This is a genomic window from Streptomyces sp. NPDC034049 (assembly GCF_055575575.1).
This window is the reverse complement of sequence record NZ_JBVISJ010000005.1, coordinates 239,436-262,379: the sequence shown is the minus strand read 5'-3', so window position 1 is coordinate 262,379 and position 22,944 is coordinate 239,436. Positions and strand designations below refer to the sequence as shown.

Below are 22,944 nucleotides of genomic sequence, written 5' to 3'. Positions count from 1 at the left end.
ATGGCCGCCACCACCCCCTCCGCTCCCACCCCCACCACCCTCACCGCCGCCCTCTCCCGTGCCCGTCGCGTCTCCTGGATCACCCCCCGAGGTGAACTGCTCGCGCCGCCCCGGATGTCCGCCACCGCCATACGGCTCTTCGTCCAGGTCTGCCTGGTCGTCTACCTCTGGCGCGGGCTGTACGCGAACACCGACTCCAGCGCCGGGCTCGACGAGAGCCAGGCCGTCGGCTACGCCGTACTCGCCGTGCTCGCGAACCGCATCCGCGGCCTCGACCGGCAGGCGGGCCGCGACATGGTGATCCAGCACCTGCGCTTCGGCACGATCGTCTACTGGTACCTGCGGCCGATGAAGCCCCAGCGCTACTACGCCCTGCGCGCCCTCGGCGACCAGCTGTACGGCTTCTGCTGGGTGCTCGCCGGATACCTGCTCTGTCTCGCCGTGGGCGTCGTCCCCCTCCCCGCCTCCCTCTCCGTCGCCGGGGTCTTCGCGGTGAGCATGCTGCTCGGCCAACTCGTCCTCTACTACGTGATGATGCTGGTCGACCTGCTCTGCTTCTGGACCCTGCGCAACGAGGCGGCCCTGCTGATCCTGGTCTTCGCGCAGAACCTGCTCTCCGGTGTGTACGCCCCGCTCTGGTACTTCCCGGACTGGTTCATCACGCTCAGCTCGTTCCTGCCGTTCCAGGCGACGCTCAGTGTGCCGCTCTCCATCTACGTCGGCCGGATCGCGGTCGGGGACGCGTTCGGGCAGCTAGCGGTCCAGGCCGTCTGGGTCGTCCTGCTCGCGCTGCTCACCCGCCGGCTCTGGGCCCTGGCCGGCCGTCGCGTCGTGTCCCAGGGAGGATGACCATGGAGACCGCAACCACACACAGCACCCATGGGAATTCGCCAGGGACACCCCCAGGGACACCCCCAGGGACACCCCAAGGAAATCCCCACGGGGCCGCGCACGCCTGGCGGGTCGTCTGGCGGATCACCAAGCTCAACTTCAAGGCCCGGCTGGAGTACCGGGGCGAGTTCCTGATGGGCGTCGCCGTCGGGGCGATCTGGCAGGTCTCCATCGTCGTCTTCGCCTCCGTCCTGCTCACCCGGTTCCCCGGCCTCGGCGGCTGGTCCAGCTCCGACGTGCTGCTCATCGCCAGCATGCGCATGCTGGCCCACGGTCTGTACGTGCTCTTCCTCGGCCGGATCCAGTACATGAACATGCTCGTCCAGGAAGGAGTCGTCGACCCCTGTCTGATCCGTCCGATGCCGGTCTACCGGCAGGTCCAGTTGACGTTCTTCCCGGTCAACGCCATCGGCGACCTGGTCGTCGCGGTCGGTCTGTTCGTCGCCGCGCTCCAGCGCAGTGCGCTGGACTGGACGGCCGGCCGCATCACGTACGTGGTGGCCGGGGTCCTCGGCGGCATGCTCGTGGAGGCCGCGCTCTTCACCGCCCTGGCGGCCGCCGCGTTCCACTTCCCGGCCACGTCGTACTGGAGCCAGTGGCTGGAGGAGCTGATGGGCACCTTCGGCAGCTACCCGCTGAGCATCCTCCCGAAGGCCGCGTCCGCCGCGTTCACCTTCGTCGTACCGCTCGCGTTCATCGCTTACTTCCCGGCCGGTGTGCTGACCGGCCACGGAGACGCGATGGGCGTACCGGAGGTGCTCGCGGTCGCCTCCCCCTTCATCGGCCTCACCGCCTTCGTCCTGTCACGGCTGCTGTGGAACTGGAGCCTCAGCAAGTACACGGGCGTCAACGGGTAGGAGAGGAGGGAGGGTCGGGGGAGCGAAGGGTGATGGGGGAGGAGCTTGCGGGTCACTTCAGCCGGGTCGCCAAGCCGTCCAGGACCCGATCGAGACCGTACTGGAACCCTTCCTCCCGGGCCGCCCGGGGGTCCGCGCCGCGCTGTTCGGCGTAGCCCTCGCGCAGCAGCGGATAGTCCTGGGCGGCTTGTTCGGCGGCGGGCCACAGCTGTTCGACCATGCTCTGCTCGTCCTGCCCGCTGCGGGCGAGGACGTTGAGCCAGGCGGCCTCGGTGGTGGCGGTGCCGGTGACGTACGCGACGACCGTGGTGAGCGCTCGGTCGGCCTCGTCGGCCGGGAACCCGGCGGTGGTCAGCACCCTCAGCATGGCCTCGGAGACCCGCATCCAGTTCGGGCCGAGATAGGACATGCCCAACTCGCCCTGCACGGAGGCGAGCCACGGGTGGCGCAGAATCGTGGTGCGCAGGCTGTGGGCGCAACTCGCCGTGTCGGTACGCCAGTTCGCCGCGTCGGGGGTCGTGGGCACCTCGATCTCGCCGTAGATCTCGTCGACGGCCAGCTCCAGCAGTTCGTCCTTGTTGGTGACGTGGCGGTAGAGGGAGGTCGCGCCGGCCCCCAGGCGGGCGCCGAGCTTGCGCATGCTCAGCGCGTCGATGCCCTCCTCGTCGAGCAGCCGCAGCGCCTCGGCCACGATCTGCTCCCGGCTCAGCGCGGGCTGCTCCCGCCCGGTCCGGGGCCGGGTCCAGACCGACTGGATCCCCTGCTGCTTCCTGACCGGCTTCTCGGGTGCCATGGGGGCACGTCTCCTCTCCCTGCGTACGGCTGACGCGACCAGCGTACGAATGACGCCACCAGCGTACGGTGTGCGCAGCCCGCTCCTCCCGGAGGTCAGACCTCCGGTACGCGCCGGAACATCCCCGCCACCGCCAGCTCCGCCTCGATCCGGCCCACCGCGACCCGCATCTCGGGGAGGACCTCCGTCACGCACTCCTCGATCGACCGCCGGCTGCTGTGCATCGCGACGTTCACCGCGGCGACGACCCGTCCGCCGCGCTCCCGCACCGGTACGGCGATGGACCGCAGCCCCTCCTCCAACTCCCCGTCGACGAGGGCGTACCCGCTGTCCCGTACGCGCTCCAGGACGGTCAGCAGTTGCCGCCGGTCGGTGGCCGTGTGCGGGGTCAGCGGGTCGAGACGCTCCGGCAGGGGGACCTCCGGCAGCCGGTCGGCGAGGATCACCCGCCCCAGGGACGTCGCGTACGCCGGCAACCGCGTTCCGAGGGTGATGTTGACGCTCATGATGCGGCTGGTGGCGACCCGCGCCGTGTACTGCACCTCCTCCCCGCCCCCGGTGAGGACGGCGAGGGACGCCGAGTCGTGGAGCCGTGCGGAGAGTTCGGCCAGGTGCGGCGCGGCGATCGCGGAGAGGGGCAGCATCGACAGGGGCGGGAAGCCGAGGCCCAGCACACGGGGCGTCAGGCGGAAGATGCGGTCGTACGACTCGACGTACCCGAGGTGTTCGAGGGTGATCAGCGCGCGTCGGGCCGTCGCCCGCGCGAGCCCGGTGGCCTGCGCGACCTCGGTGAGGGTCAGCTCGGCCCGGCCCTCGCCGAACGAGGTGATCACGGTGAGCCCCCGCGCGAGCGACTCGACGAACTCGCGGCCCAGTTCCTGCTTGGAGGCACCCGTCCAGGCGGCCAGCCCGGAGGCCGCCGCGTCGCCACCGACGACGGCACCGCCCGCCCCCCTCGGCTCCCGCGGGTCGCGCGCTTCCCGCAGCTCTCGTTCCATCTCCGCCACCGTCGCGCGCAGTCGGGGCAGCAGCGTCGAGCGCAGCGCATCCGCGGTGTGCCGGCTCGTGTGGCTGACGACGCTCGCCACACACGCGATCCGTCCCGTACGGGGATCCCGTACGGGTACGGAGACCGCCACCAGCCCCGGTTCGATCAACTGGTCGTCCAGCGCCCACCCCTGGGCGCCCGCCCGGTCCGTACGGTCCTCGAAGTCGTCGTAGGCGCCGCCGCGCGGAGGCACCGCCGGGAAACCGTGGCCTTCCGGGTCGGCGGTGCGGCGGGTACGCCACAGGGCCCAGTCGGCGGGCTCCCACTCGGTGGCGAACAGGGGGCCAGGCGCGGTGCGTTCGGCGGGGAGGAGGTCGCCGATGCGGAAGCTGAGGGACATCGCACGGCGGCGGGTGGCCTGGTGGATGAAGCGGACGCCGTCCTGGTCGCGGACCGCGAGGGACACCGACTCGTCGAGTTCGTCGGCGAGGGCGTCCGCGTGGGCGTCCAGGAGGCGGGGGAGGCGGAGGGCGGCCAGATAGGCGTTGCCCAGCTCCATCAGCCGGGGGGCGAGGACCGCGTCGCGGCCGTCCAGCCGTACGTAGCCCATGCGTGCCAGGGTCGCCGTGATCCGGTCCACGGTGGAACGGGCCAGCCCGGTCGCCTTCTCCAGCGCGCTCGGACTCAGCGCGCCGTCCGCTTCGGTGAGCCGGCGCAGCACGGTGAGGCCCCGCATCAGGGGGGCGACGGCTTCGGCGGGCGCGGGCGCGGGGGCGGCGACCGCGCCGGGGGCGTTCGGGAGCATGGGTTCACGGTAATGCGGTCGGGCTGCGCCGCCGCGCCGGGCGCCTGATGGCTCGGGGCGGACGGTTCGTTGGCGACTGCGGCTGGGTGGGGGTTGCTCGCGCAGTTCCCCGCGCCCCTGAAAAGCCGGGGCTGCGCCCCGCGCTTCTCAGGCCCGCAGGGGCGTGGTCTTTCAGGCCCGCAGGGGCCTGGTCCTTTAGGGGCGCGGGGAACTGCGCGAGAAGCCCCACCCACCCGCACCCGACAACGCACCCCCTCACCCTCACCCTCACCCTCACCCTCACCCCCGCCCCCCACCCCCCACCCCCTCACCTCCGGCTCACCACCACCCGATGGTTCCCCCCGACATCCACCCCCGCCACAGCGATCTCCACCCCCGCCCGCGCGTCCTTGAACGTCTCACCCGGCACGAACGGCGCGTCGGACAGCTCCGCGTGGACGTTCGGGCTCCGGGTGCACCCCCCGCTGTCCCGCCGTGAGTCGTGGACCTTGATGGGCCCGTTCCCGGTGTCGACGGCCGCGTCGACCCGGTAGACCAGCACCCCCGGCCGGCACACCACCGCGTCGTTGCCCGCCCGCGTCCGCAACTCAGCCACGTACGCCGTACGGGAACTGAGCGGCACGACGATCAGCTTCGCCCCGCCCTCGGCGGCGAGCGGCGTCAGCAGATACTCCGCCGAACCGACGTGCGCCACACACGCCACCTGCGTCTCGTCGAGCCACCCGAGCTTCCACTTGTGCCAGCCCAACAGATCGTTGTCGACGCCCCAGTCCTCGCTCATGATGTCCCAGTGCCCGACCGCGCCCCCGCCCTCGTGCGTGTAGAGGTCGGGAAGGCCGAAGACATGGCCGTTCTCGTGGGGGAGCACCCGGTACCCGGTCTCCCCGTACGACCCCGAGCCGTCGTCCTGGCGGCTGTAGACGAAGGACGCGTTGGAGACCGGCACACCGTCCGCGACCGGCGCCTCCCGGTTGCCCGCGAACGTCACCGACAGGACCGTGTCCAGGGCGGAGGGCCCCGCGTTCGGGGTGACAAGGACGTTGACGAGGTCGTACGAGCGGAAGTCCACGAGCGGATCGGCGGCCCGCACCATGTCCTGGACCAGCCGGCGGTAGCCGGGGTCGAAGGGGGCGCCGCGCTCTATGTCGTAGGAGCGGAAGGATTTCGGCATCCGCAGCCACTCGGTGAGCGGGGCCTCGGGACGGTAGTCGACACGGCCGTACGAACTCGTCCTGAACCACTTCTGGGTCTGGGGCGCGAACTCCGCGAAGCGGTCCATCGCGCTGCCCTCACCGGGGGCGTCGGAGAAGTCGATCATCAGGTTGAGCGCGCGGACCGTGCCGGTGGAGCGGGAGTAGCCCGGCGGCGTCGGCATGCCCTCGGACATCTGGGTGCCGAGCGGGCCGCGGATCAGACAGGGGCCGAGCGCCGAACCGCGGACCACGGCGGTGGCCCCCGCGGCCGTCGTCGTCTCCTTCGCCATCAGCCGCCCGGCCCCGGCGGAGGTGCTGACCGCGAGCGTGAGGGCGGTGACGGAGGCGAGCGCGACGGCCCGGCGCGGGCGTGTCCGCCGCGCGCGTATCCGGCGCGGAGGTATCCCGCTTCTGCGGAACGGCTGCTGCATGCCCGCGTCCTTCGCTCCACGGCAGCCGTCCGGTGACAAGGCTGCGCCCTCTCGATCACCCTGGGTCGACGGCTGCGCGGGCGCGCGCTGGAAGGGCCGAACGTGGGTTCACCTCGACGGACGCCACCCCGGGCCGTTATGTGACCCAGGTCACGCGAAAAGTCTTCGGAGCCGGGAAATAACCGGGGACCGTTTCCCCGTTTAACCCTTCGTCCGAGCGAAACGGGGACTCCATCCCCGGATCGTCACCGGGCGCCCCCCACACCACTGGATCAGGCAGAGGAGTACGCCGTGGAGAGCTGCACCGCCACCGCCGTGCGTCGCAAGGTGCCTCGCCCTCGGGCGGACGCCCTGCGCAACCGGGAGCGGATCGTCACCGCCGCCCGGGAGATGTTCGTGGAGTTCGGCCCCGAGGTGCCGCTCGACGAGGTCGCCCGCCGGGCCGGTGTCGGCAACGCCACGCTGTACCGCAACTTCCCGGACCGTGACGCACTGGTCCGTGAGGTCGTCTGCTCGGTCATGGACCGCACGGCCCTCGCGGCCGAGGTGGCGCTCGCCGAGACCGGTGACGCGTTCGAGGCGCTCTCGCGCTTCGTGCACAGCTCGGCCGACGAACGGGTCAGCGCGCTCTGCCCGATGGTCCAGAGCACGTTCGACAAGCACCACCCCGACCTGGAGGCGGCGCGCGAGCGCCTGGAGGACTTGGTCGAAGGGATCATGCGGCGTGCCCGGGACGCCGGGCAGCTCCGCCCCGACGTGGGCGTCGGCGATCTGATGATCGCCGTCAGCCAGCTCAGCAGGCCGCCGGCCGGCACCCAGTGCGCCGGCGTCGACCCCTTCGTCCACCGCCTCCTGCAACTGTTCCTGGACGGACTGCGCGCCCCCGCCACATCCGAACTGCCCGGCACCCCGGTGACCGTGGAGGACCTACGGAGGCCCAGCCGGCCCTGACCCGCCTGGCCCGACCCACCTGCCCCGACCAGCCTGCCCCGACCCACCGAGTCCACGGCCGCCGTCGTAGACCCCGGCACCGAAACCGGCACCCGCGCCCGCACGTGTCCTGACGCCGATCCCGCTGCCGAGACGCCGAGCCGTCGGCCCTCCACGCCCTTTTTTTGCCACCCGACACCGATCTTTCTCGATCTCTTCCGAGCTTTTCCGAGCTTTTCTCTTCCGAGCTTTTCCGTCACGAAGTCCCGAAGTGGGTACCCCCATGTCCAGAACAGCCGTATCCGGAACCTCCGATACCGCCGACGCGCACGCCAACCGCTGGAAAGCGCTCGTCTTCATCGCCCTGGCTCAGCTGATGGTCGTGCTCGACGCGACCATCGTGAACATCGCCCTCCCCTCCGCCCAGCAGGACCTGGGGATATCCGACGGCAACCGCCAGTGGGTCATCACCGCGTACGCCCTGGCCTTCGGCGGGCTGCTGCTCTTCGGCGGCCGTATCTCCGACATCTGGGGCCGCAAGCGCACCTTCGTCACCGGTCTGATCGGCTTCGCCGGCGCCTCCGCGCTGGGCGGCGCGGCCACCGGTGAGGCGATGATGCTGGGCGCCCGCGCCCTCCAGGGCGTCTTCGGCGCGCTGCTCGCGCCCGCCGCGCTCTCCCTCCTCGCGGTGATGTTCACCGACGCCAAGGAGCGCGCCAAGGCGTTCGGCATCTACGGCGCGATCGCCGGTGGTGGCGGTGCCGTGGGTCTGATCCTCGGCGGCTTCCTCACCGAGTACCTGGACTGGCGCTGGACGTTCTTCGTCAACATCCCGTTCGCGGTGATCGCGGCGGTCGGCGCGTACCTGGTCGTCCGTGAGCCGGCGGGCGGCCGCAACCGCTCCCCGCTCGACATCCCCGGCGTGGTCCTGTCCACCCTGGGCCTGGTCTCCCTGGTCTACGGCTTCACGCGAGCCGAGTCCGAGGGCTGGGGCGACTCGATGACGATCACCCTGTTCGTCGCCTCGGCGGTGCTCCTGGCCACCTTTGTCTTCGTCGAGTCCAAGGTGAAGGCCCCGCTGCTGCCCCTGCGCGTGCTCCTGGAGCGCAACCGCGGCGGTGTCTACCTCTCCCTCGGCCTTGCGATCATCGCGATGTTCGGCCTGTTCCTCTTCCTGACCTACTACCTGCAGATCGTGAAGGGGTACTCCCCGGTCAAGACCGGCTTCGCCTTCCTGCCCATGATCGCGGGCATGATCATCGGCTCGACCCAGATCGGCACCCGTCTGATGACCCGGGTCGCGCCGCGCCTGCTGATGGCCCCGGGCTTCCTGGTCGCCGGTCTCGGCATGCTCCTGCTGACCCAGATGGAGGTCGGCTCCTCGTACACCACCCTGCTCCTGCCGGCCCAGCTGCTGCTCGGCCTCGGTATGGGTACGGCGTTCATGCCGGCGATGTCCCTGGCGACCTACGGGGTCGAGCCGCGGGACGCGGGCGTGGCCTCCGCCATGGTCAACACCTCCCAGCAGGTCGGCGGCGCCATCGGTACGGCCCTGCTGAACACGATCGCGGCCTCCGCCACCACGTCCTACATCGCGGACCACATCGGCTCGGCCACCTCGAAGCCGGCCGCCCAGCTGGTCCAGCTCGACGGCATGGTCCACGGCTACACCAACGCCATCTGGTTCGCCGTGGCCATCCTGGTGGCCTCCGCCGCCATCGCCTTCACCCTCGTCACGACGGGCAAGCCCGACATGACCGGGGCCACGGCCGAGGGCGAGGACGCGGCGAACGAGGTCAAGGTCCCGGTGATCGCCCACTGATCACGGACACCGACGGGTCTGACGGGTACTGACGGTTACAGACGGGAGGGGATGGAGCGGGGGCCTTGCCCCCGCTCCATCCCCTGACAGGCTCCTACCGACCTACCGACCTACCGCAGCCAGGGCAGGTCCGCGCCCGCGTCCGTCGGCTGAAGTCCCTCCGCGACGATCTCCATGATCTCGCCGAGGGCTTTCTGCTGTTCCGGCGACAGACGGTCGAACAGTGCCTGCCGCACCGCCGACACGTGCCCGGGCGCGCTCTTGGAGAGCATCTCGAACCCGCCGTCCGTGAGGACGGCGAACTGCCCCCGCTTGTCCGCGGGGCAGTTCTCGCGCCGTACCCACCCGTTCTTCTCCAGGCGGGCCACGGCGTGCGACAGGCGGGATCGCGTGATCTTCGTCTGCATCGCCAGCTCCGTCATCCGCAACCGCCGCTGCGGCGCCGACGAGAGCACCACGAGCAGGTGGTAGTAGAGGTGCGGCATGCCCGCGTCGCGCTGCAACTGGCGGTCGAGATGGTCTTCGAGCAGGGTCTTGGCGTGCACATAGGCAACCCAGGTGCGCTGCTCCTCATCGGTGAGCCAGCGGGGTTCTTCCTCGGCGGATGCGGTCTTCATGCCCCCACTGTACGAGGCTCCTCCTTGAAATTTGAACTATAGAGATGTAAGGTGAAACAAGAAATATTGAGACTTCAACTACTGGGGAGTTGGGAGAGGTCTCAAGCGCCTGGAGAGCCGGGCGTGACCAAGGAGACAGAAGCGACTGCCGGGCCCACCGAGGCGTGAGTGTCGTGTGCGTCGCACATGTGTTGAGGGAGTCACCCCTATGTCCGCCGCCACCGCCGAGCGCATGCCCGCCCTGTACCTGAGTCACGGGGCCCCGCCGCTCGCCGACGACCCGATCTGGCCCGGCGAACTCGCCGCCTGGTCCGCGAAGCTGCCCCGCCCCAAGGCGATCCTCATGGTCTCCGCCCACTGGGAGGAGGCCCCCCTCGCCCTCGGCGCGATCGAGACCATCCCCCTGGTCTACGACTTCTGGGGCTTCCCCGAGCACTACTACAAGGTCCAGTACGCCGCCCCGGGCGCCCCCGAGCTGGCGGCCTCGGTCCGCAAGCTGCTCCAGGCCCCCGGCACCCCCGTCCAGGACATACCGGACCGGGGCCTCGACCACGGCGCGTACGTCCCCCTCGTCGAGATGTACCCCGACGCCGACATCCCGGTCCTGCAGATCTCCATGCCGACCCTGGACCCGCTGAAGTTGATGGACGTCGGCCGCAAGCTCGCCCCCCTCCGCGACGAGGGTGTGCTGATCATCGGCTCCGGCTTCTTCACCCACAACCTGGCGGCCCTCCGTCAGCCCGGCGTCCCCACCTGGTCGACCGAGTTCGACGACTGGGGCCACCGCGCCCTGGAGACCCGCGACTGGGACGGCCTCCTCGACTTCCTCCACAAGTCCCCGGCCGGACAGCTGGCCCACCCCCGTACGGAGCACTTCGCCCCCCTCTTCGTCACGATGGGCGCGGCCGAGGCCGCCGGCGAACTCGACGCCCAGAGGTCGGTGATCGACGGCTTCTGGCTGGGCCTGTCCAAGCGGTCGGTGCAGTTCGGCTGACAGGCGGGCGCGAGGCGCGGGCGCGAGGCGTGAGCACGGGCGCCGGGGTCGCTTACCTGACAGGTCATCGACCCGGGCCCGTACGCCTGCCAGGCTCGACGGCGTACGCAGCCGACCGACGCGACCGACGTGTCCCACGCGACCAGCCGGAGGGATCCGCATGCCCGCCTACGCCATAGCCCACCTGAAGGACGCCGCCCCGCACCCGGAGATCGCCGAGTACATCGAGCGCATCCCCACCACCTTCGAGCCCTACGGCGGACGCTTCCTCGTGCACGTCACCCCGCACGAGGTGATGGAGGGGAGCTGGCCCGGGGCCGTCGTGATGATCGGCTTCCCCGGGATCGCCGAGGCGCGCGCCTGGTGGGACTCGCCCGGGTACCAGGAGATCGCCCCGCTCCGCTCACGTCACATCGAGGGGGACATCATCCTGGTCGAAGGGGTGCCCGAGGGCTACGACCCCCGGGCCACGGCGAAGGCCATGCGGGAGTCCCTGGCCACCGAGCGGTGAGCCCCGGGGCCGCCGCGGTGAGCCCCGGGGGACCGGAGAGCCGCAAGGCGTCTCACAGTTCCTTCTCGTACCAGGCCACGTCCCAATACCGCCCGAACTTCCGCCCCACCTCGCGGTAGGTGCCGACGTGCCGGAACCCGAAGCGCTCGTGCAGCCGGGTCGACGGCACGTTCGGCTGGGCGATGCCGGCGTAGGCGCGATGCACGTCCTCGTCGGCGAGCGCCTCGAACAGCGCCTTGTACAGCAGGGTGCCCACACCCCGGCCGCCCGCCTCCGGCGCGAGGTACACCGATACCTCCACCGAGGTGCCGTACGCCGCCTTCGGGCGAAACGGGCTGCTCGTGGCGTATCCCAGAATCCGCGGGGAACCCGTCTCGACGGCAACCATCAGGCGGTGCCGTCCGTCTTCAAGGTGGGAGAGCAGCCAGGGGCGGCGCTCCTCCGGAGTGAAGACAGCGGTATCGAATGTGATGGCCGTCTCACGGACGTAGTGGTTGTAGAGGTCGGTGAGAGCGGCGAGGTCGGTCTCGACTCCTGGTCTGACCTGCACCTCTGCGGACTCCATCGACATCACGCCCCCTCCTGTGGCGGCACAGGGTACTGCAAGATCAGAAAAATAGTGGGACGGGTTGGGAATTCTGTCCTGATTCCAGTCGTTGTTTCCTTCGGAAGCAGGGCACTCGGGAGAGTGTCCGAGCGGCCGCATCACGACATACGTAGGAATAGACACGACCCTGCCAGCCCACCATCGCAAGGGAGCACGCATGGCAACCCGTGCCGTCGCCGCTCGTCGTTCGTCCGCCTCCGGCCGGACCGACGCGGCTCGCAGCGTTCGCGCCTCTGGCGGCGAGATCGCCGACCGCGACCTGGTCGGCATGTACCTCGACGAGATCGCGCGTACACCGCTGCTCGACGCCGCAAAGGAAGTCGAGCTGTCCCAGATCATCGAGGCGGGTGTGTTCGCGCAGCAGATCCTCGACGGCGAGGAGGAGGCCAGGGCGGACGCCACCCGTGAGGAGCTCGAAGCCCTCGTCGCCGACAGCGAGCGGGCCAAGGACATCTTCATCCGGTCCAACCTGCGCCTCGTCGTGGCCGTGGCCCGGCGGTATCCGCGCAGTGGCCTGCCCCTGCTCGACCTGATCCAGGAGGGGAACGCCGGCCTGGTCCGCGCGGTGGAGAAGTTCGACTACCGCAAGGGCTTCAAGTTCTCGACGTACGCCACCTGGTGGATCCGTCAGGCCATCACCCGTTCGATAGCGGACCAGTCGCGCACCATCCGGCTGCCCGTCCACCTCGTCGAGGAGCTGGGCCGGATCCGCCGTGTGCAGCGCGAGTTCAACCGCGAGCACGGGCGTGACCCGGAGCCCGCCGAGATCGCCGCCGAGCTCGGTTCCAACGCGGACCGCGTCAGCGACGTCCTCGACTGGGCCCGCGACCCGGTCTCGCTGAACATGTCGGTGGACGACAACGGCGACACCCAGTTCGGCGACCTGCTGGAGGACACCTCCGCCGTCTCGCCCGAGCAGTCCGTGCTGACGCTGCTGCGCAGCGAGGAGCTGGACGGCCTCATCGGGCGCCTCGACCAGCGCACCGCGTCCATCATCAAGATGCGGTACGGCATCGAGGACGGCCGCGAGCGCACCCTCACCGAGGTCGGCAAGGAGCACGGTCTCACCCGCGAGCGGATCCGCCAGATCGAGAAGCACGCCCTGCTCGAACTGAAGAAGCTCGCCCGAGACACCGGCTTCGACGCGGCCGCCTGACCGAGGCCGACCACCGAGGTCCGACGATCGAGGTCTGGACGGCCGAGGCCCGAACACCGACCAGGGCCCCGTAACGGCGCGCCCCCCTGGGGCCGCCACGGGGCCCGGCCCGGCCCGCCGTCGTACGCCGCCCGCAGCGGGTCGTACGTCGGCCGCGCTCCGGCCGTACGGCGTCGGCAGCCCTCCGACCGTACGCCCGACGCCTTTTGACCGTTCGGCATCACCCGCTTGGCCGTTCTGTGCCCTCGCTCGGCCACTCTCTGCCGCCGATTGGCCGTAGGACGCCGCTACTTGGCCGTACTACGCCGCTTCAACTCCCCGTTCCCGGGGCACAAGACTTCCGGGCACGACTTCACCGGCCCGGAGCCTCTGGCCCGGGACCCGGAGTTCGACCGCCGCGACCGCAGTCATCCGAAGCCAAGTCCCGACGCTCTCCCCCCAGCGCCGGGACTCTCCCAGAGCCGGGCTTCGGCGCCTCCCCCCCTGGCGCCGAAGTCCGGCTCGACTTTCGCCCCGCTGTAGCCCTCGCTGTCGGCTCCGCCGCCGGGGAACGCCGACGGGCCACCCCGGACCTGAACCCCGGGGTGACCCGAACGCCAGATTGTGTCACAGAGCCCCACTCTGCCGGAGGCCCGGCGACGGTCGTCCCCGCACGTCAGAGGCGCAGTCGCCCCCCTCGCCCCTCACCCGTCGGCGTCCCCGGCCGCCCGGGTCAGTCGAGCCCCCAACTCCCTTACGTAACCCACCAGTTCCGGCGGCTGACGCACCGTGAAGTCGCAGTCGGCCATGGCGAGCCGGAACGCGAGCCACTCCACGGAGTCGCCGACCGACGCCCGCAACCGGCAGCTGTGCTCGTCGACGGGCTCGGGCGTACCGAGCCAGCGGGGCAGCCGGGCCGCGATGAACTCGGCCGGCGCGGCGAACGTGACGTCGAACTCGTACGTCTCCTGCCGCCGGTACATCGACTGCTTCAGATATTCCTCCGCACTCCCCGTCGGCAGCTCGCGCGGTGTGAACCGGGCGCCCGTGGCGAAGGGTTCCTCGACCCGGTCCACCCGGAAGGTCCGCCAGTCGGCGCGGTCGAGGTCGTACGCGACGAGATACCAGCGGCGCCCGGTCGAGACGAGCCGGTACGGCTCGCAATGGCGGCGCGAGTCCGTCCCGTCGCCGGAGCGGTAGGCGAACCGCAACCGCTCGTGCCCCGCCACCGCCGAGGCCATCACGGTGAGCGTCTCGGGCGTGACGGTGGCCCCGTCGCCGCTGGTCAGGGGAGTGGTGGCGGCCTGCAAGGTGGAGACCCGGTGGCGCAGCCGCGACGGCAGCACCTGTTCCAGCTTGGCGAGCGCCCGTACGGAGGCCTCGTCCACGCCCTCCACCGCGTGCCCGGCCCCGGCCCGCAGCCCCACCGCGATCGCCACGGCCTCCTCGTCGTCGAGGACCAGCGGGGGCATGGCCTTCCCCGCGACCAGCCGGTAGCCCCCGTCGGCGCCCATCGTCGCCTGCACCGGGTAGCCGAGTTCCCGCAGCCGGTCGATGTCCCGCCGCACGGTCCGCCGCGAGACGCCGAGCCGGCCGGCCAGTTCACCCCCGGGCCACTCGCGGGGTGTCTGGAGGAGGGAGAGGAGCTGAAGCAGCCGCGCCGGAGTGTCCGTAGTCATGCTTGCGAGCATGCCGGAGAAGTAGGACGTGATCTGGCCTACTGACCCCCTACTTTTCCCGTATGACCTCGACAACGAGCGCCCTGAAGGGGCGCGCGGAACTGCGCGACCAGCCCGAAACACCCGTCGGTGACCCGAACCCGGCCGCCGCGGCCACCGGAACGGCGCTCCCCGCACCCCCCGACGGAGCCGATCGCCGACGCTGGACAGCCCTCGCCGTCGTCATGACGGCCGCCTTCATGGACCTCGTCGACGTCACCATCGTCAACATCGCGATCCCCTCCATCCAGCGGGACGAAGGGGCCACATTCAGCCAGATCCAGTGGATCACCGCCGGGTACGCCCTCGCCTTCGCCGCGGGTCTCGTCACCGGTGGCCGGCTCGGCGACATCCACGGCCGCCGCCGGATCTTCCTCCTCGGCATCGGCGGCTTCACCCTCGCCTCCGCGCTGTGCGGTCTCGCCGCGAACCCGGAGATGCTGGTGGCGGCGAGGATCGCGCAGGGCGCGACGGCCGCGCTGATGGTGCCGCAGGTGCTGTCGATCGTGCACGCCACCTTCCCGGCGCACGAACGCGGCAAGGTCTTCGGGCTGTTCGGCGCGATCGTGGGCCTCGGCGCGGTCTCCGGCCCGCTGCTCGGCGCCCTGCTCATCGAGTGGAACCCGCTCGGCCTCGAATGGCGCGCGATCTTCCTGATCAACCTCCCGGTCGGCGTCGCGGGCCTGATCCTGGGCCGCCGGTTCATCGGCGAGTCCAAGGCCCCGCACGCCCTGAAGCTGGACCTCGTCGGTGTCGCGCTCGTCACCGGCGGACTGCTGATGCTGCTCTACCCGCTCACCCGGGGCCACGAGACGGGCTGGCCGCTGTGGGGGTACGTCTCGATGGCGGGCTCGCTCGTCGTGTTCGCGGCGCTGGTGGCGTACGAGCGGCGCAAGGCGGCGCGCGACGGCTCCCCGCTGATCGAACTGTCCCTGTTCCGGGTGCAGAGCTTCGCGGCCGGCATCGCCGTCCAGACCGTCTTCGGGATCGCCCTCGGCGTCTTCTTCCTCGTCTGGACCCTCTACCTCCAGACCGGCCTCGGCTGGAGCGTCCTGAAGGCCGGCCTCACCGGCATCCCCTTCTCCCTCGCCGTGTCGGTCGCGGCCGGGGTGTCCGTCCAGAAGCTCGTCCCGCGCTTCGGCCGCAAGGTCCTCCAGGCGGGCGCGCTGCTGATGGCGGCCGGCGTGCTCCTGTACCTCGCCGGGTCCGAACGGTACGGCCTCGCCATCACCCCCTGGCAGATGGCGCTCCCGCTGGTCGTGATGGGCGCGGGCATGGGGCTCGTGGTCGCCCCGCTGACCGACGCGATCCTCTCCGGGGTGCCGCGCGAGCACTCCGGTTCCGCGTCCGGGCTGATCAGCACGGTGCAGCAGATGGGCAACGCGCTCGGGCTCGGGCTGGTCGCCGTGGTCTTCTTCGGCGTCATGGACGATCACCTGGCCCCGTCCGGCATCGGCCCCGCCTTCGTCGACGCCTTCGAGTACGCGCTCGGCTGGGTGGCCGCGGTCCTGGTCGCGATCTTCCTGCTGATGTTCGCCCTGCCGGCACGCTCCACGACGGACGCGGAGACGGACGCGGAGGAGCCGGCAGCCGTGGCCGCCGCATAGCGCGCCGACGTGTGAGTGGGCCCCGCGCCTTCGTGGGTGCGGGGCCCCACGCGTACGCCGTACGCCGTGCGCCGTGCGTCGTGCGCCCGATCATGTCCGAGTCGGCCCGAGTGTTGCCCGAACCTGTTTACTTTTCGGAAATCCGGGCGTAGCCTCCGAGCGAAACCACAGAATCGGGCATCAGTCGGAGGCGAACGGACATGTACGCACCGGAGCGGCAGCAGGAGATCCTCCGGCTCGCCCGCGACGGCGGCCGGGTGGACGTGGTGTCGCTGGCGGAGGAGTTCCAGGTCACGGCCGAGACGATCCGCCGCGACCTGAAGGCCCTCGACCGTGCCGGCCTCGTCCAGCGGGTGCACGGCGGCGCGATCCCCGCCGGACGCCTGGACTTCGAGCCCGACCTCGCCGAACGCGAGGGCACCGCGGCCGACCAGAAGGACCGCATCGCCCAGGCCGCCCTCGCCGAACTCCCGACCGACGGCACGGTCGTCCTCGACGCCGGTACGACGATCGCGCGCCTCGCCGCCGCCATCCCGCTGGAGGCCACGCTCACCGCGGTCACCCACAGCCTGCCGATCGCCGCCCGACTCGCCGACCACCCCGGCATCCAGCTGCACCTCGTCGGCGGTCGCGTCCGCCACCGCACCCGCGCCGCCGTGGACGCCTGGGCACTCCGGGCCTACGGCGAGATCCGCGCCGACGTCCTCTTCGTGGCCGCCAACGGCTTCTCCACCGACCACGGCCTGACCACCCCCGACCTCGCCGAGGCCGCCGTCAAGCGCGCGGCCGTGACCGCCGCCCGCCGCGTGGTGCTGCTCGCCGACTCCTCCAAGCACGGCCAGGAACACTTCGCCCGCTTCGGCGACCTGAGCGACGTGGACCTGCTGATCACCGACACCGGCCTGAGCCCCGAGGACGCCCTCGCCATCGAACGCGAGGGCACCGAGGTGCTGCGCGTCCCCGGCACCGAGCCCCTCGGCGGCTCCGGCACGACCCGGACCAACGGCCGGAAAGACCGCTCATGATCCTCACCGTCACCCCGAACCCGTCCCTCGACCGCACCTACGAGGTCCCCTCCCTCGACCGCGGCGAGGTCATCCGGGCCACCGGCGAACGCATGGACCCCGGCGGCAAGGGCGTCAACGTCTCCCGCGCGGTCGCCGCCGCCGGACGCCGGACCGTGGCGGTCCTGCCCCTCGGCGGCGCGCCCGGCGCACTCGTCGCGGACCTCCTCGACGCGCAGGGCATCGAGGTCGCGCATGTGGCGGTGGCCGGGGCGACCCGCTCCAACATCGCCCTCGCCGAGGCCGACGGCGTCCTGACGAAGATCAACGCACCCGGCCCGGAACTCACGCCCGCCGAGCGGGAACTCCTCCTGGAGACCGTCCGCGCCCAGTCCGCCGACGCCTCCTGGATCGCCTGCTGCGGCAGCCTCCCGCGCGGCCTCGCCCCCTCCTGGTACGCCGAACTCGTCGCCCGCGCCCATGCCGCCGGCGCCCGCATCGCCCTGGACACCTCCGGCCCGGCCCTCCTCGCCGCGCTCCGCGAACGCCCCGACGTAGTCAAGCCCAACGCCGAGGAACTCGCCGAGGCGGTGGGGCGCCCCCTCGCCACCGTCGGCGACGCCGTCAAGGCCGCCGAGGAACTCCGCGAGATGGGTGCCGCCGCGGTCCTGGCCAGCCTCGGCGCCGACGGCCAACTCCTCGTCGACGCCTCCGGCACCTGGTACGGCACCGCCCACGTCGCCGCCGTCCGCAGCAACGTCGGCGCCGGCGACTCCTCCCTCGCCGGGTTCCTCATCGCCGGCGGCCAGGGCCCCGAAGCCCTCGCCTCGGCCGTGGCCCACGGCGCCGCCGCCGTCCAGCTCCCGGGCAGCGTCATGCCCACCCCCGCCGACCTGGACCCGGCGGCGGTGACGGTGACACGGGAGGTCCCCGCGGACCGGGCGCTGAGGGAGCCGGTGTCATGACCAGCGGGAGCCGACGACCGCGAACGAACCTTCGTTTTGATTTACCCGGCGCCGCGATCCCCCTCCCCCTCCCCTCCCCCCGCCCTCGGCCGGCCCCCGTGGCCCGCGCCCCCCATACCCCCGTCCCCACCCCCGCCCACCACAGCACCCGGGCGATACGCGTGCGAAGGAGCCCGCGATGAGCGAGATGATCACCGCGGACCTGGTCGACCTCGACCTGTCCGCCGAGACGAAGGAAGCGGCGGCGCGTGCCCTCGCCGAGCGCATGGTGGCGAAGGGCCGAGTCACCGACCTGGACGGCTTCCTGGCCGACGTGGCGGCCCGTGAGGCCCAGATGCCCACCGGCCTCGACGGCGGCATCGGCATCCCGCACTGCCGCAGCGAGCACGTCACCGAGCCGACCCTCGCCTTCGGCCGCAGCACGGCCGGCGTCGACTTCGGCGCACCCGACGGCCCCGCCGACCTGATCTTCCTGATCGCCGCCCCGGCGGGCGCGGACGACGCGCACCTGACGATCCTCTCCTCCCTCGCCCGTCAGCTGATGAACACCGAGTTCACGGACGCGCTGCGCGCCGTGGACGACGCGGCCCGCGCCGCCGCCCTCATCCGGGGCGACAGCACGACCGAGGGCACCGAAGACTCCGCGGCGGCGTCGGGCGGAACGGCCTCCCCCGACGCCGCCGCGGTCAGCACGACCCCGGCCCCGGTGGCCCCCGCCCCGGAGACTCCTCCCTCCGTCGCCCCCGCCCCGGCGACTGACCCCTCGGCCGCCCCCGCCCCGGCGTCTGCCGAGACGGCGGCGCCCGCCGAGGCCCGCCCCTTCCGGATCGTCGCCGTCACCTCCTGCCCCACCGGCATCGCCCACACCTACATGGCCGCCGAGTCGCTGGAGAACGCGGGCCGGGACGCCGGTGACGTCGAGATCGTCGTCGAGACACAGGGGTCGGCCGGCTTCACCCGCCTCGACCCGGCCGTCATAGCCGCCGCCGACGGCGTGATCTTCGCCCACGACGTCCCCGTACGGGAGAAGGACCGGTTCGCCGGGAAGCCCACCGTCGACGTCGGCGTGAAGGCCGGCATCAACCGCCCCGCCGCACTGATCTCCGAGGTCCGTGGCAAGGCGGAACGCGGCGAGACCACGGCCGCCGCCCGCCCCGGCACCCCCGTCGACCGCGCGGGCGACTCCGGCGACGGCTACGGCACCAAGCTGCGCAAGTGGCTGATGTCCGGCGTCAGCTACATGGTCCCGTTCGTCGCCGCCGGCGGCCTCCTCATCGCCCTCGGCTTCGCGATCGGCGGCTGGGAGATCAACAGCGCCAAGCCGGTCACCGAGCACTTCGACTGGCTCCAGGTCGACAGCTGGGCGGCCCTGCTCTTCCAGATCGGCGCCGTCGCCTTCGGCTTCCTCATCCCCGTCCTCGCCGGTTACATCGCCTACGGCATGGCGGACCGGCCCGGCCTCGTCCCCGGCTTCGTCGGCGGCATGATCGCCGCCGACATCAACGCCGGCTTCCTCGGCGGCCTGGTCGCCGGCCTGATCGCCGGCGGGGTCGTCATGGGCATCCAGCGGATCAAGATCCCGCCGGTGCTGCGCGGCATCATGCCGGTCGTCGTGATCCCGCTGATCTCGTCGATGATCGTCGGCTTCCTGATGCTGGTGGTGATCGGCAAGCCCATCGCCGAGGCCCAGAAGGGCATGACGGACTGGCTGAGCGGCCTCTCCGGCAGCAACGCGATCCTCCTCGGCGTCCTCCTCGGCCTGATGATGTGCTTCGACCTCGGCGGCCCGGTCAACAAGGTCGCCTACGCCTTCGCCACCGCCGGTATCGCCGTGCAGGACCCCAGCGACTCCGCGATGAAGATCATGGCGGCGGTCATGGCGGCCGGCATGGTCCCGCCGCTGGGCATGGCCCTCGCCACCACGATCCGCAAGAAGCTGTTCACCACGGCCGAGCGCGAGAACGGCAAGGCCGCCTGGGTGCTCGGCGCCTCGTTCATCTCCGAGGGCGCGATCCCGTTCGCCGCCGCCGACCCGCTGCGCGTGATCCCCGCCTCCATGGCGGGCGGCGCCGTCACCGGCGCGCTGGCCATGGCCTTCGGCTCGACCCTGCGCGCCCCGCACGGCGGCATCTGGGTCACCCCGCTCATCGGCAAGCCGTTCCTCTACCTGCTCGCCGTCGCGATCGGTACGGCCGTCACGGCCGGCCTGGTCATCGTCCTGAAGGGCATGCGCAAGACGCAGCCGGGCGCGGCCCCGCAGCCCGCCCTCGCCGCCACGGCGGAGACGAAGGAGCCGGTCGCGGCCTGAACCCGGGACCGTACGACGGCCGCGGCCCCCTCCCGAGCGAGGGGGCCGCGGCCGTCCGTGTGTCCGCTCCATGCGCCCCTTTGGGCGTCTTTACAACCCGTGTGACGTGTAAGCCGCACCTGCGAGATACGTCACGGTCCGGGCTCAAAGTCCCATCCGGTGGTGTCTACTGGACGGCATGCCTGAGCACGTGTCGATACTCCAGCTGTTGGGCGGCACAGCCCTCGTCCTCGCGGCGGTCATCTGGGTCGCCGTGCTCGTACGGGTGCTGCGCCGCGACCAGGAGGCCCACCGCGCCCGCTTCGCCGGCCTGGCCCGCGGCCGGGGCCGGGGGCTGCGCGGCCTGCCCCATCAGCGCCGCAAGGGTCCGCACGTCGAGCACGTGGAGCTGACCCCGGCCGAACAGGACGCCTTCGCGTTCCTGGCCCGCCAGTTCAGCGACGACCGCCTGGCCTGAGCCGCCCCGTGCCGTTCACCGTCCCGGCCATCCCTCCCGTCGGGCGGGCGCGGCCCTCGACGGGAGGGGCGCCCCCACCTCCGGCCGAGCCGGTGAATCTAACCGAGCGTCCCGGCCCGTCGTTCCATCGCGTCGCGGGCCGCGTCCTCCGACACGTACACCTCGCACATGTGCCGACCGTCCGGGGTGGCCGTGTGCTCGACCTCCCAGAGGGAGATCTCCTGCCCGTCGGTGAGCAGGAAGGCGTGCTCGTAGAGCGAGAAGCTGAGGCCCGGCCGGCCCCGGCGCGCGGGGCGGTGAGGGCGGCCGAAGGCCTGGGTGATCTCGTGCGCGAACGCGGTCCGCAGCAGCAGCGTGGCCAGCTCGTCCCCGGGCGGGTCCGGGTTCTCCGCACGCCGCAGCAGCCGACGGGCGTGATCCGCCGAGTCGTCCGGCACATATGCGTGGCGCGGCTCCGGGAACGCCGCCAGCTCCACCGTGACGGGCAACTCGAAGTCGGGGGCGTCCGGCGGCAGTGGCAGCCGCGCGGTGGCGGCCCGCAACTCCTCGTCGTCCGTGTACACCTCGTGCTGGGTGTCGCTGCCGGGCACCGTGTTGTGCACCAGCTCCCACAGGGTGACCGCCGAGCCGTCGGCCAGCAGCCAGGTGTGCCGGTACGTCGCCCGGTGCAGCCCCGAACTGTAGTGCGCGGAGTGCAGCGAGCTGTCGTGCGCGAGGGCGCAGTCGAGCTGCCGTATCGTCTCGTCGGGCAGCTCGAAGGAGTTCAGGGCGCGGCCGAGGAGTCGCGCGAGGTGCTCCTCAGGAGACTCGGGCGACTCGGGTGGCTCGTACGCTGCCGTCTCGTACGGAACGCTCAAGGTTTCTCCCGGCGTTGCTGCATGTCACCTTGTGGGTGCATACCGTAGCCCCTCGGTCGGACATCATGCCCGGGAACCGAGAAAACGTACGCCTCTAAAACGCCGGAGCCGCGCGGTTGGTTCCCGCGCGGCTCGACGAACTACCGGAACGACGTGGTCAGATGGCGCCGCCCGCCGTCCACTCGCTCCACGACATGTTCCAGCCGTTGAGGCCGTTGTCCGGCGCGACCGTCTTGTCGGGGGAGTTCTTGACCGTCACCACGTCGCCGATCAGCGAGTTGTCGAAGAACCACTTGCCGTTCGTGGCGCTGTTCGCGCCCTGGGCGTCCGCGAGACCGATGCAGCCGTGGCTGGTGCCCTGCCGTCCGAAGGGCGGGTTGCCCCTGCTGTACCAGTAGTTGCCGTGGACGAAGGTGCCCGACGTGGTCAGCCGCATCGCGTTCGGCACGTCCGCGATGTCGTACTCACCGCCGAAGCCCACCGTCGACCCGTTCATCCGCGTCTGCCGGAACTTCTCCGAGATCACCATCTGACCGTTGTACGTCGGGTTCGCCGCGGCGCCCGCCGAGATCGGCAACGTCTTGATCGTCTTTCCGTCCCGCACGACCGTCATGGTCTGCGTGTTCACGTCCACCGTGGACACCTGCGACCGGCCGACGGTGAAGGTGACGGTCTTGTCCTGCACCCCGTACAGCCCGTTCGCGCCCTCCACGCCGTCCAGGTCGATCTTCATCGTGACCTTGGAGCCGGCCTTCCAGTACTCCTCGGGCCGGAAGTCGAGCCGCTGCTCCCCGAACCAGTGCCCCACCACCTCCTGGCCGCTGCTCGACGTGACCTCGATGTGCGACTGGACGGCCTTGCGGTCCGTGATCGCCTTGTCGAAGGTGAACGACACCGGCATCCCCACGCCGACCGTGGTGCCGTTGTCCGGCGTGTAGGTGCCGATGAAGCTGTCGGCCGTCGACACGGTCGTGAAGATGGAGTTGGCGGCCGACGTCTTCCCGGCGGCGTTCTTCGCGGTCGCCGAGATCCGGTACTTCGTGCCGCGCTCCAACTGCTCCTTCGGCTTCCAGGACCGCCCGTCCGCGGCTATCTCGCCCGCCACGGCCTCGCCGCCCTCCGCGACGGTCATCTCCACCTCGGTCAGCTTGCCGCCGCTGACCTTCACCCCGGTCGAGTTGATGGACGCGCCCGCCGAACCGTCCTTCGCCGAGATCGTGATCTTCGCCGCCGTGTCCTCGGCCGAAGTCCCCTTGCCGTCACTCTTGTTGTCGGCCTGGGCGTCCCCGCCGCAGCCGGTGAGGGTCAGCGCACCGACCACCAGCACGGCACAGGTCCCCAGTGCCCGCCGTACAGCAATCTTCGGCCTTGTCACGATCTGCTCCAGCTTCTTCGCTTCTAGGCGATCCACGTCATCCGCTCCGGTACGTGGACATAGAGCGAACGGCGGCAGA

20 protein-coding genes are annotated in these 22,944 nt (G+C 71.3%); 12 read left to right on the top strand and 8 right to left on the bottom strand.

Annotated elements, in window-relative coordinates; genetic code table 11:
- Complete coding sequence (locus ACZ52C_RS17390; protein WP_469075526.1) at positions 1-849, top strand: ABC transporter permease; 849 nt, start codon at positions 1-3, stop codon at positions 847-849.
- 2 nt (positions 850-851) lie between these two features.
- The gene (locus ACZ52C_RS17385; RefSeq protein WP_469075525.1) at positions 852-1,748 is read left to right on the top strand and encodes an ABC transporter permease; all 897 of its coding nucleotides are present in this window, start codon (positions 852-854) and stop codon (positions 1,746-1,748) included.
- Between the two features lie 52 nt (positions 1,749-1,800).
- Here the strand turns inward: ACZ52C_RS17385 and ACZ52C_RS17380 are convergent, their stop codons facing one another.
- From ACZ52C_RS17380 to ACZ52C_RS17370, 3 genes are all read right to left on the bottom strand, one after another.
- Complete coding sequence (locus ACZ52C_RS17380; RefSeq protein WP_469075524.1) at positions 1,801-2,541, bottom strand: TetR/AcrR family transcriptional regulator; 741 nt, start codon at positions 2,539-2,541, stop codon at positions 1,801-1,803.
- Between the two features lie 95 nt (positions 2,542-2,636).
- Complete coding sequence (locus tag ACZ52C_RS17375; protein WP_469075523.1) at positions 2,637-4,334, bottom strand: IclR family transcriptional regulator domain-containing protein; 1,698 nt, start codon at positions 4,332-4,334, stop codon at positions 2,637-2,639.
- A 307-nt stretch (positions 4,335-4,641) separates the two neighbouring features.
- Positions 4,642-5,958 (bottom strand): M6 family metalloprotease domain-containing protein, encoded by a 1,317-nt coding sequence (locus tag ACZ52C_RS17370; RefSeq protein ID WP_469075522.1) that lies wholly within the window; start codon positions 5,956-5,958, stop codon positions 4,642-4,644.
- Positions 5,959-6,249: 291 nt separating this feature from the next.
- Here ACZ52C_RS17370 and ACZ52C_RS17365 point away from each other — a divergent pair, with 291 nt between their 5' ends.
- The gene (locus tag ACZ52C_RS17365) at positions 6,250-6,909 is read left to right on the top strand and encodes a TetR/AcrR family transcriptional regulator (RefSeq protein WP_469075521.1); all 660 of its coding nucleotides are present in this window, start codon (positions 6,250-6,252) and stop codon (positions 6,907-6,909) included.
- A gap of 262 nt (positions 6,910-7,171) precedes the next feature.
- Positions 7,172-8,710, top strand: a complete 1,539-nt coding sequence (locus ACZ52C_RS17360; protein WP_469075520.1) for an MFS transporter — start codon at positions 7,172-7,174, stop codon at positions 8,708-8,710.
- Between the two features lie 110 nt (positions 8,711-8,820).
- On the opposite strand, the gene ACZ52C_RS17355 is transcribed toward ACZ52C_RS17360, so the two are convergent.
- A complete protein-coding gene (locus ACZ52C_RS17355) occupies positions 8,821-9,327 on the bottom strand; it encodes a MarR family winged helix-turn-helix transcriptional regulator (protein WP_469075519.1) in 507 nt (168 codons plus the stop codon).
- Positions 9,328-9,535: 208 nt separating this feature from the next.
- Here ACZ52C_RS17355 and ACZ52C_RS17350 point away from each other — a divergent pair, with 208 nt between their 5' ends.
- Together ACZ52C_RS17350 and ACZ52C_RS17345 are read left to right on the top strand one after the other, a co-directional pair.
- Positions 9,536-10,321 carry a dioxygenase family protein gene (locus tag ACZ52C_RS17350; RefSeq protein ID WP_469075518.1) on the top strand — a complete coding sequence of 262 codons (786 nt, stop codon included), beginning with the start codon at positions 9,536-9,538 and terminating at the stop codon, positions 10,319-10,321.
- A gap of 160 nt (positions 10,322-10,481) precedes the next feature.
- The gene (locus tag ACZ52C_RS17345; protein WP_469075517.1) at positions 10,482-10,832 is read left to right on the top strand and encodes a DUF1330 domain-containing protein; all 351 of its coding nucleotides are present in this window, start codon (positions 10,482-10,484) and stop codon (positions 10,830-10,832) included.
- Between the two features lie 52 nt (positions 10,833-10,884).
- Here the strand turns inward: ACZ52C_RS17345 and ACZ52C_RS17340 are convergent, their stop codons facing one another.
- Entirely contained in the window at positions 10,885-11,403 is a 519-nt protein-coding gene (locus ACZ52C_RS17340) for a GNAT family N-acetyltransferase (protein WP_469075516.1), read from the bottom strand.
- A 193-nt stretch (positions 11,404-11,596) separates the two neighbouring features.
- On the opposite strand from ACZ52C_RS17340, the gene ACZ52C_RS17335 reads away from it, so the two are divergent.
- Positions 11,597-12,595 (top strand): sigma-70 family RNA polymerase sigma factor, encoded by a 999-nt coding sequence (locus ACZ52C_RS17335; RefSeq protein WP_469075515.1) that lies wholly within the window; start codon positions 11,597-11,599, stop codon positions 12,593-12,595.
- 683 nt (positions 12,596-13,278) lie between these two features.
- Here ACZ52C_RS17335 and ACZ52C_RS17330 read toward each other — a convergent pair.
- On the bottom strand, positions 13,279-14,253 hold the full coding sequence (locus ACZ52C_RS17330) for a helix-turn-helix transcriptional regulator (RefSeq protein WP_469075514.1): 975 nt from the start codon (positions 14,251-14,253) through the stop codon (positions 13,279-13,281).
- 62 nt (positions 14,254-14,315) lie between these two features.
- On the opposite strand from ACZ52C_RS17330, the gene ACZ52C_RS17325 reads away from it, so the two are divergent.
- The 5 genes from ACZ52C_RS17325 to ACZ52C_RS17305 all read left to right on the top strand — a co-directional run bounded on the left by ACZ52C_RS17325 (position 14,316) and on the right by ACZ52C_RS17305 (position 20,633).
- Positions 14,316-15,899 carry an MFS transporter gene (locus tag ACZ52C_RS17325; protein ID WP_469075513.1) on the top strand — a complete coding sequence of 528 codons (1,584 nt, stop codon included), beginning with the start codon at positions 14,316-14,318 and terminating at the stop codon, positions 15,897-15,899.
- Between the two features lie 200 nt (positions 15,900-16,099).
- Positions 16,100-16,924, top strand: a complete 825-nt coding sequence (locus ACZ52C_RS17320; RefSeq protein WP_409125169.1) for a DeoR/GlpR family DNA-binding transcription regulator — start codon at positions 16,100-16,102, stop codon at positions 16,922-16,924.
- On the top strand, positions 16,921-17,868 hold the full coding sequence (gene pfkB, locus ACZ52C_RS17315; RefSeq protein WP_469075512.1) for a 1-phosphofructokinase: 948 nt from the start codon (positions 16,921-16,923) through the stop codon (positions 17,866-17,868). Before ACZ52C_RS17320 ends, pfkB begins: the two co-directional genes overlap by 4 nt.
- A 178-nt stretch (positions 17,869-18,046) precedes the next feature.
- Positions 18,047-20,176 carry a PTS fructose transporter subunit IIABC gene (locus ACZ52C_RS17310; RefSeq protein WP_469075511.1) on the top strand — a complete coding sequence of 710 codons (2,130 nt, stop codon included), beginning with the start codon at positions 18,047-18,049 and terminating at the stop codon, positions 20,174-20,176.
- A gap of 178 nt (positions 20,177-20,354) precedes the next feature.
- Complete coding sequence (locus ACZ52C_RS17305; RefSeq protein WP_469075510.1) at positions 20,355-20,633, top strand: hypothetical protein; 279 nt, start codon at positions 20,355-20,357, stop codon at positions 20,631-20,633.
- Positions 20,634-20,731: 98 nt separating this feature from the next.
- Here ACZ52C_RS17305 and ACZ52C_RS17300 read toward each other — a convergent pair whose 3' ends face one another.
- Entirely contained in the window at positions 20,732-21,490 is a 759-nt protein-coding gene (locus tag ACZ52C_RS17300; RefSeq protein ID WP_215456034.1) for a DUF6227 family protein, read from the bottom strand.
- A gap of 157 nt (positions 21,491-21,647) precedes the next feature.
- The gene (locus tag ACZ52C_RS17295; RefSeq protein WP_469075756.1) at positions 21,648-22,865 is read right to left on the bottom strand and encodes a L,D-transpeptidase; all 1,218 of its coding nucleotides are present in this window, start codon (positions 22,863-22,865) and stop codon (positions 21,648-21,650) included.
- Positions 22,866-22,944: the final 79 nt, after the last annotated feature.

Excerpts from the sequence above, each read along its gene's own strand:
- ACZ52C_RS17355 (WP_469075519.1), bottom strand. The coding sequence starts at position 9,327 with ATGAAGACCGCATCCGCCGAGGAAGAACCCCGCTGGCTCACCGATGAG.
- ACZ52C_RS17335 (WP_469075515.1), top strand. The coding sequence starts at position 11,597 with ATGGCAACCCGTGCCGTCGCCGCTCGTCGTTCGTCCGCCTCCGGCCGG.
- ACZ52C_RS17380 (WP_469075524.1), bottom strand. The coding sequence starts at position 2,541 with ATGGCACCCGAGAAGCCGGTCAGGAAGCAGCAGGGGATCCAGTCGGTC.
- ACZ52C_RS17345 (WP_469075517.1), top strand. The coding sequence starts at position 10,482 with ATGCCCGCCTACGCCATAGCCCACCTGAAGGACGCCGCCCCGCACCCG.
- ACZ52C_RS17390 (WP_469075526.1), top strand. The coding sequence starts at position 1 with ATGGCCGCCACCACCCCCTCCGCTCCCACCCCCACCACCCTCACCGCC.
- ACZ52C_RS17305 (WP_469075510.1), top strand. The coding sequence starts at position 20,355 with ATGCCTGAGCACGTGTCGATACTCCAGCTGTTGGGCGGCACAGCCCTC.
- ACZ52C_RS17330 (WP_469075514.1), bottom strand. The coding sequence starts at position 14,253 with ATGACTACGGACACTCCGGCGCGGCTGCTTCAGCTCCTCTCCCTCCTC.
- ACZ52C_RS17375 (WP_469075523.1), bottom strand. The coding sequence starts at position 4,334 with ATGCTCCCGAACGCCCCCGGCGCGGTCGCCGCCCCCGCGCCCGCGCCC.
- ACZ52C_RS17350 (WP_469075518.1), top strand. The coding sequence starts at position 9,536 with ATGTCCGCCGCCACCGCCGAGCGCATGCCCGCCCTGTACCTGAGTCAC.
- ACZ52C_RS17325 (WP_469075513.1), top strand. The coding sequence starts at position 14,316 with ATGACCTCGACAACGAGCGCCCTGAAGGGGCGCGCGGAACTGCGCGAC.
- ACZ52C_RS17370 (WP_469075522.1), bottom strand. The coding sequence starts at position 5,958 with ATGCAGCAGCCGTTCCGCAGAAGCGGGATACCTCCGCGCCGGATACGC.
- ACZ52C_RS17360 (WP_469075520.1), top strand. The coding sequence starts at position 7,172 with ATGTCCAGAACAGCCGTATCCGGAACCTCCGATACCGCCGACGCGCAC.
- ACZ52C_RS17385 (WP_469075525.1), top strand. The coding sequence starts at position 852 with ATGGAGACCGCAACCACACACAGCACCCATGGGAATTCGCCAGGGACA.
- pfkB (WP_469075512.1), top strand. The coding sequence starts at position 16,921 with ATGATCCTCACCGTCACCCCGAACCCGTCCCTCGACCGCACCTACGAG.
- ACZ52C_RS17320 (WP_409125169.1), top strand. The coding sequence starts at position 16,100 with ATGTACGCACCGGAGCGGCAGCAGGAGATCCTCCGGCTCGCCCGCGAC.
- ACZ52C_RS17310 (WP_469075511.1), top strand. The coding sequence starts at position 18,047 with ATGAGCGAGATGATCACCGCGGACCTGGTCGACCTCGACCTGTCCGCC.
- ACZ52C_RS17340 (WP_469075516.1), bottom strand. The coding sequence starts at position 11,403 with ATGTCGATGGAGTCCGCAGAGGTGCAGGTCAGACCAGGAGTCGAGACC.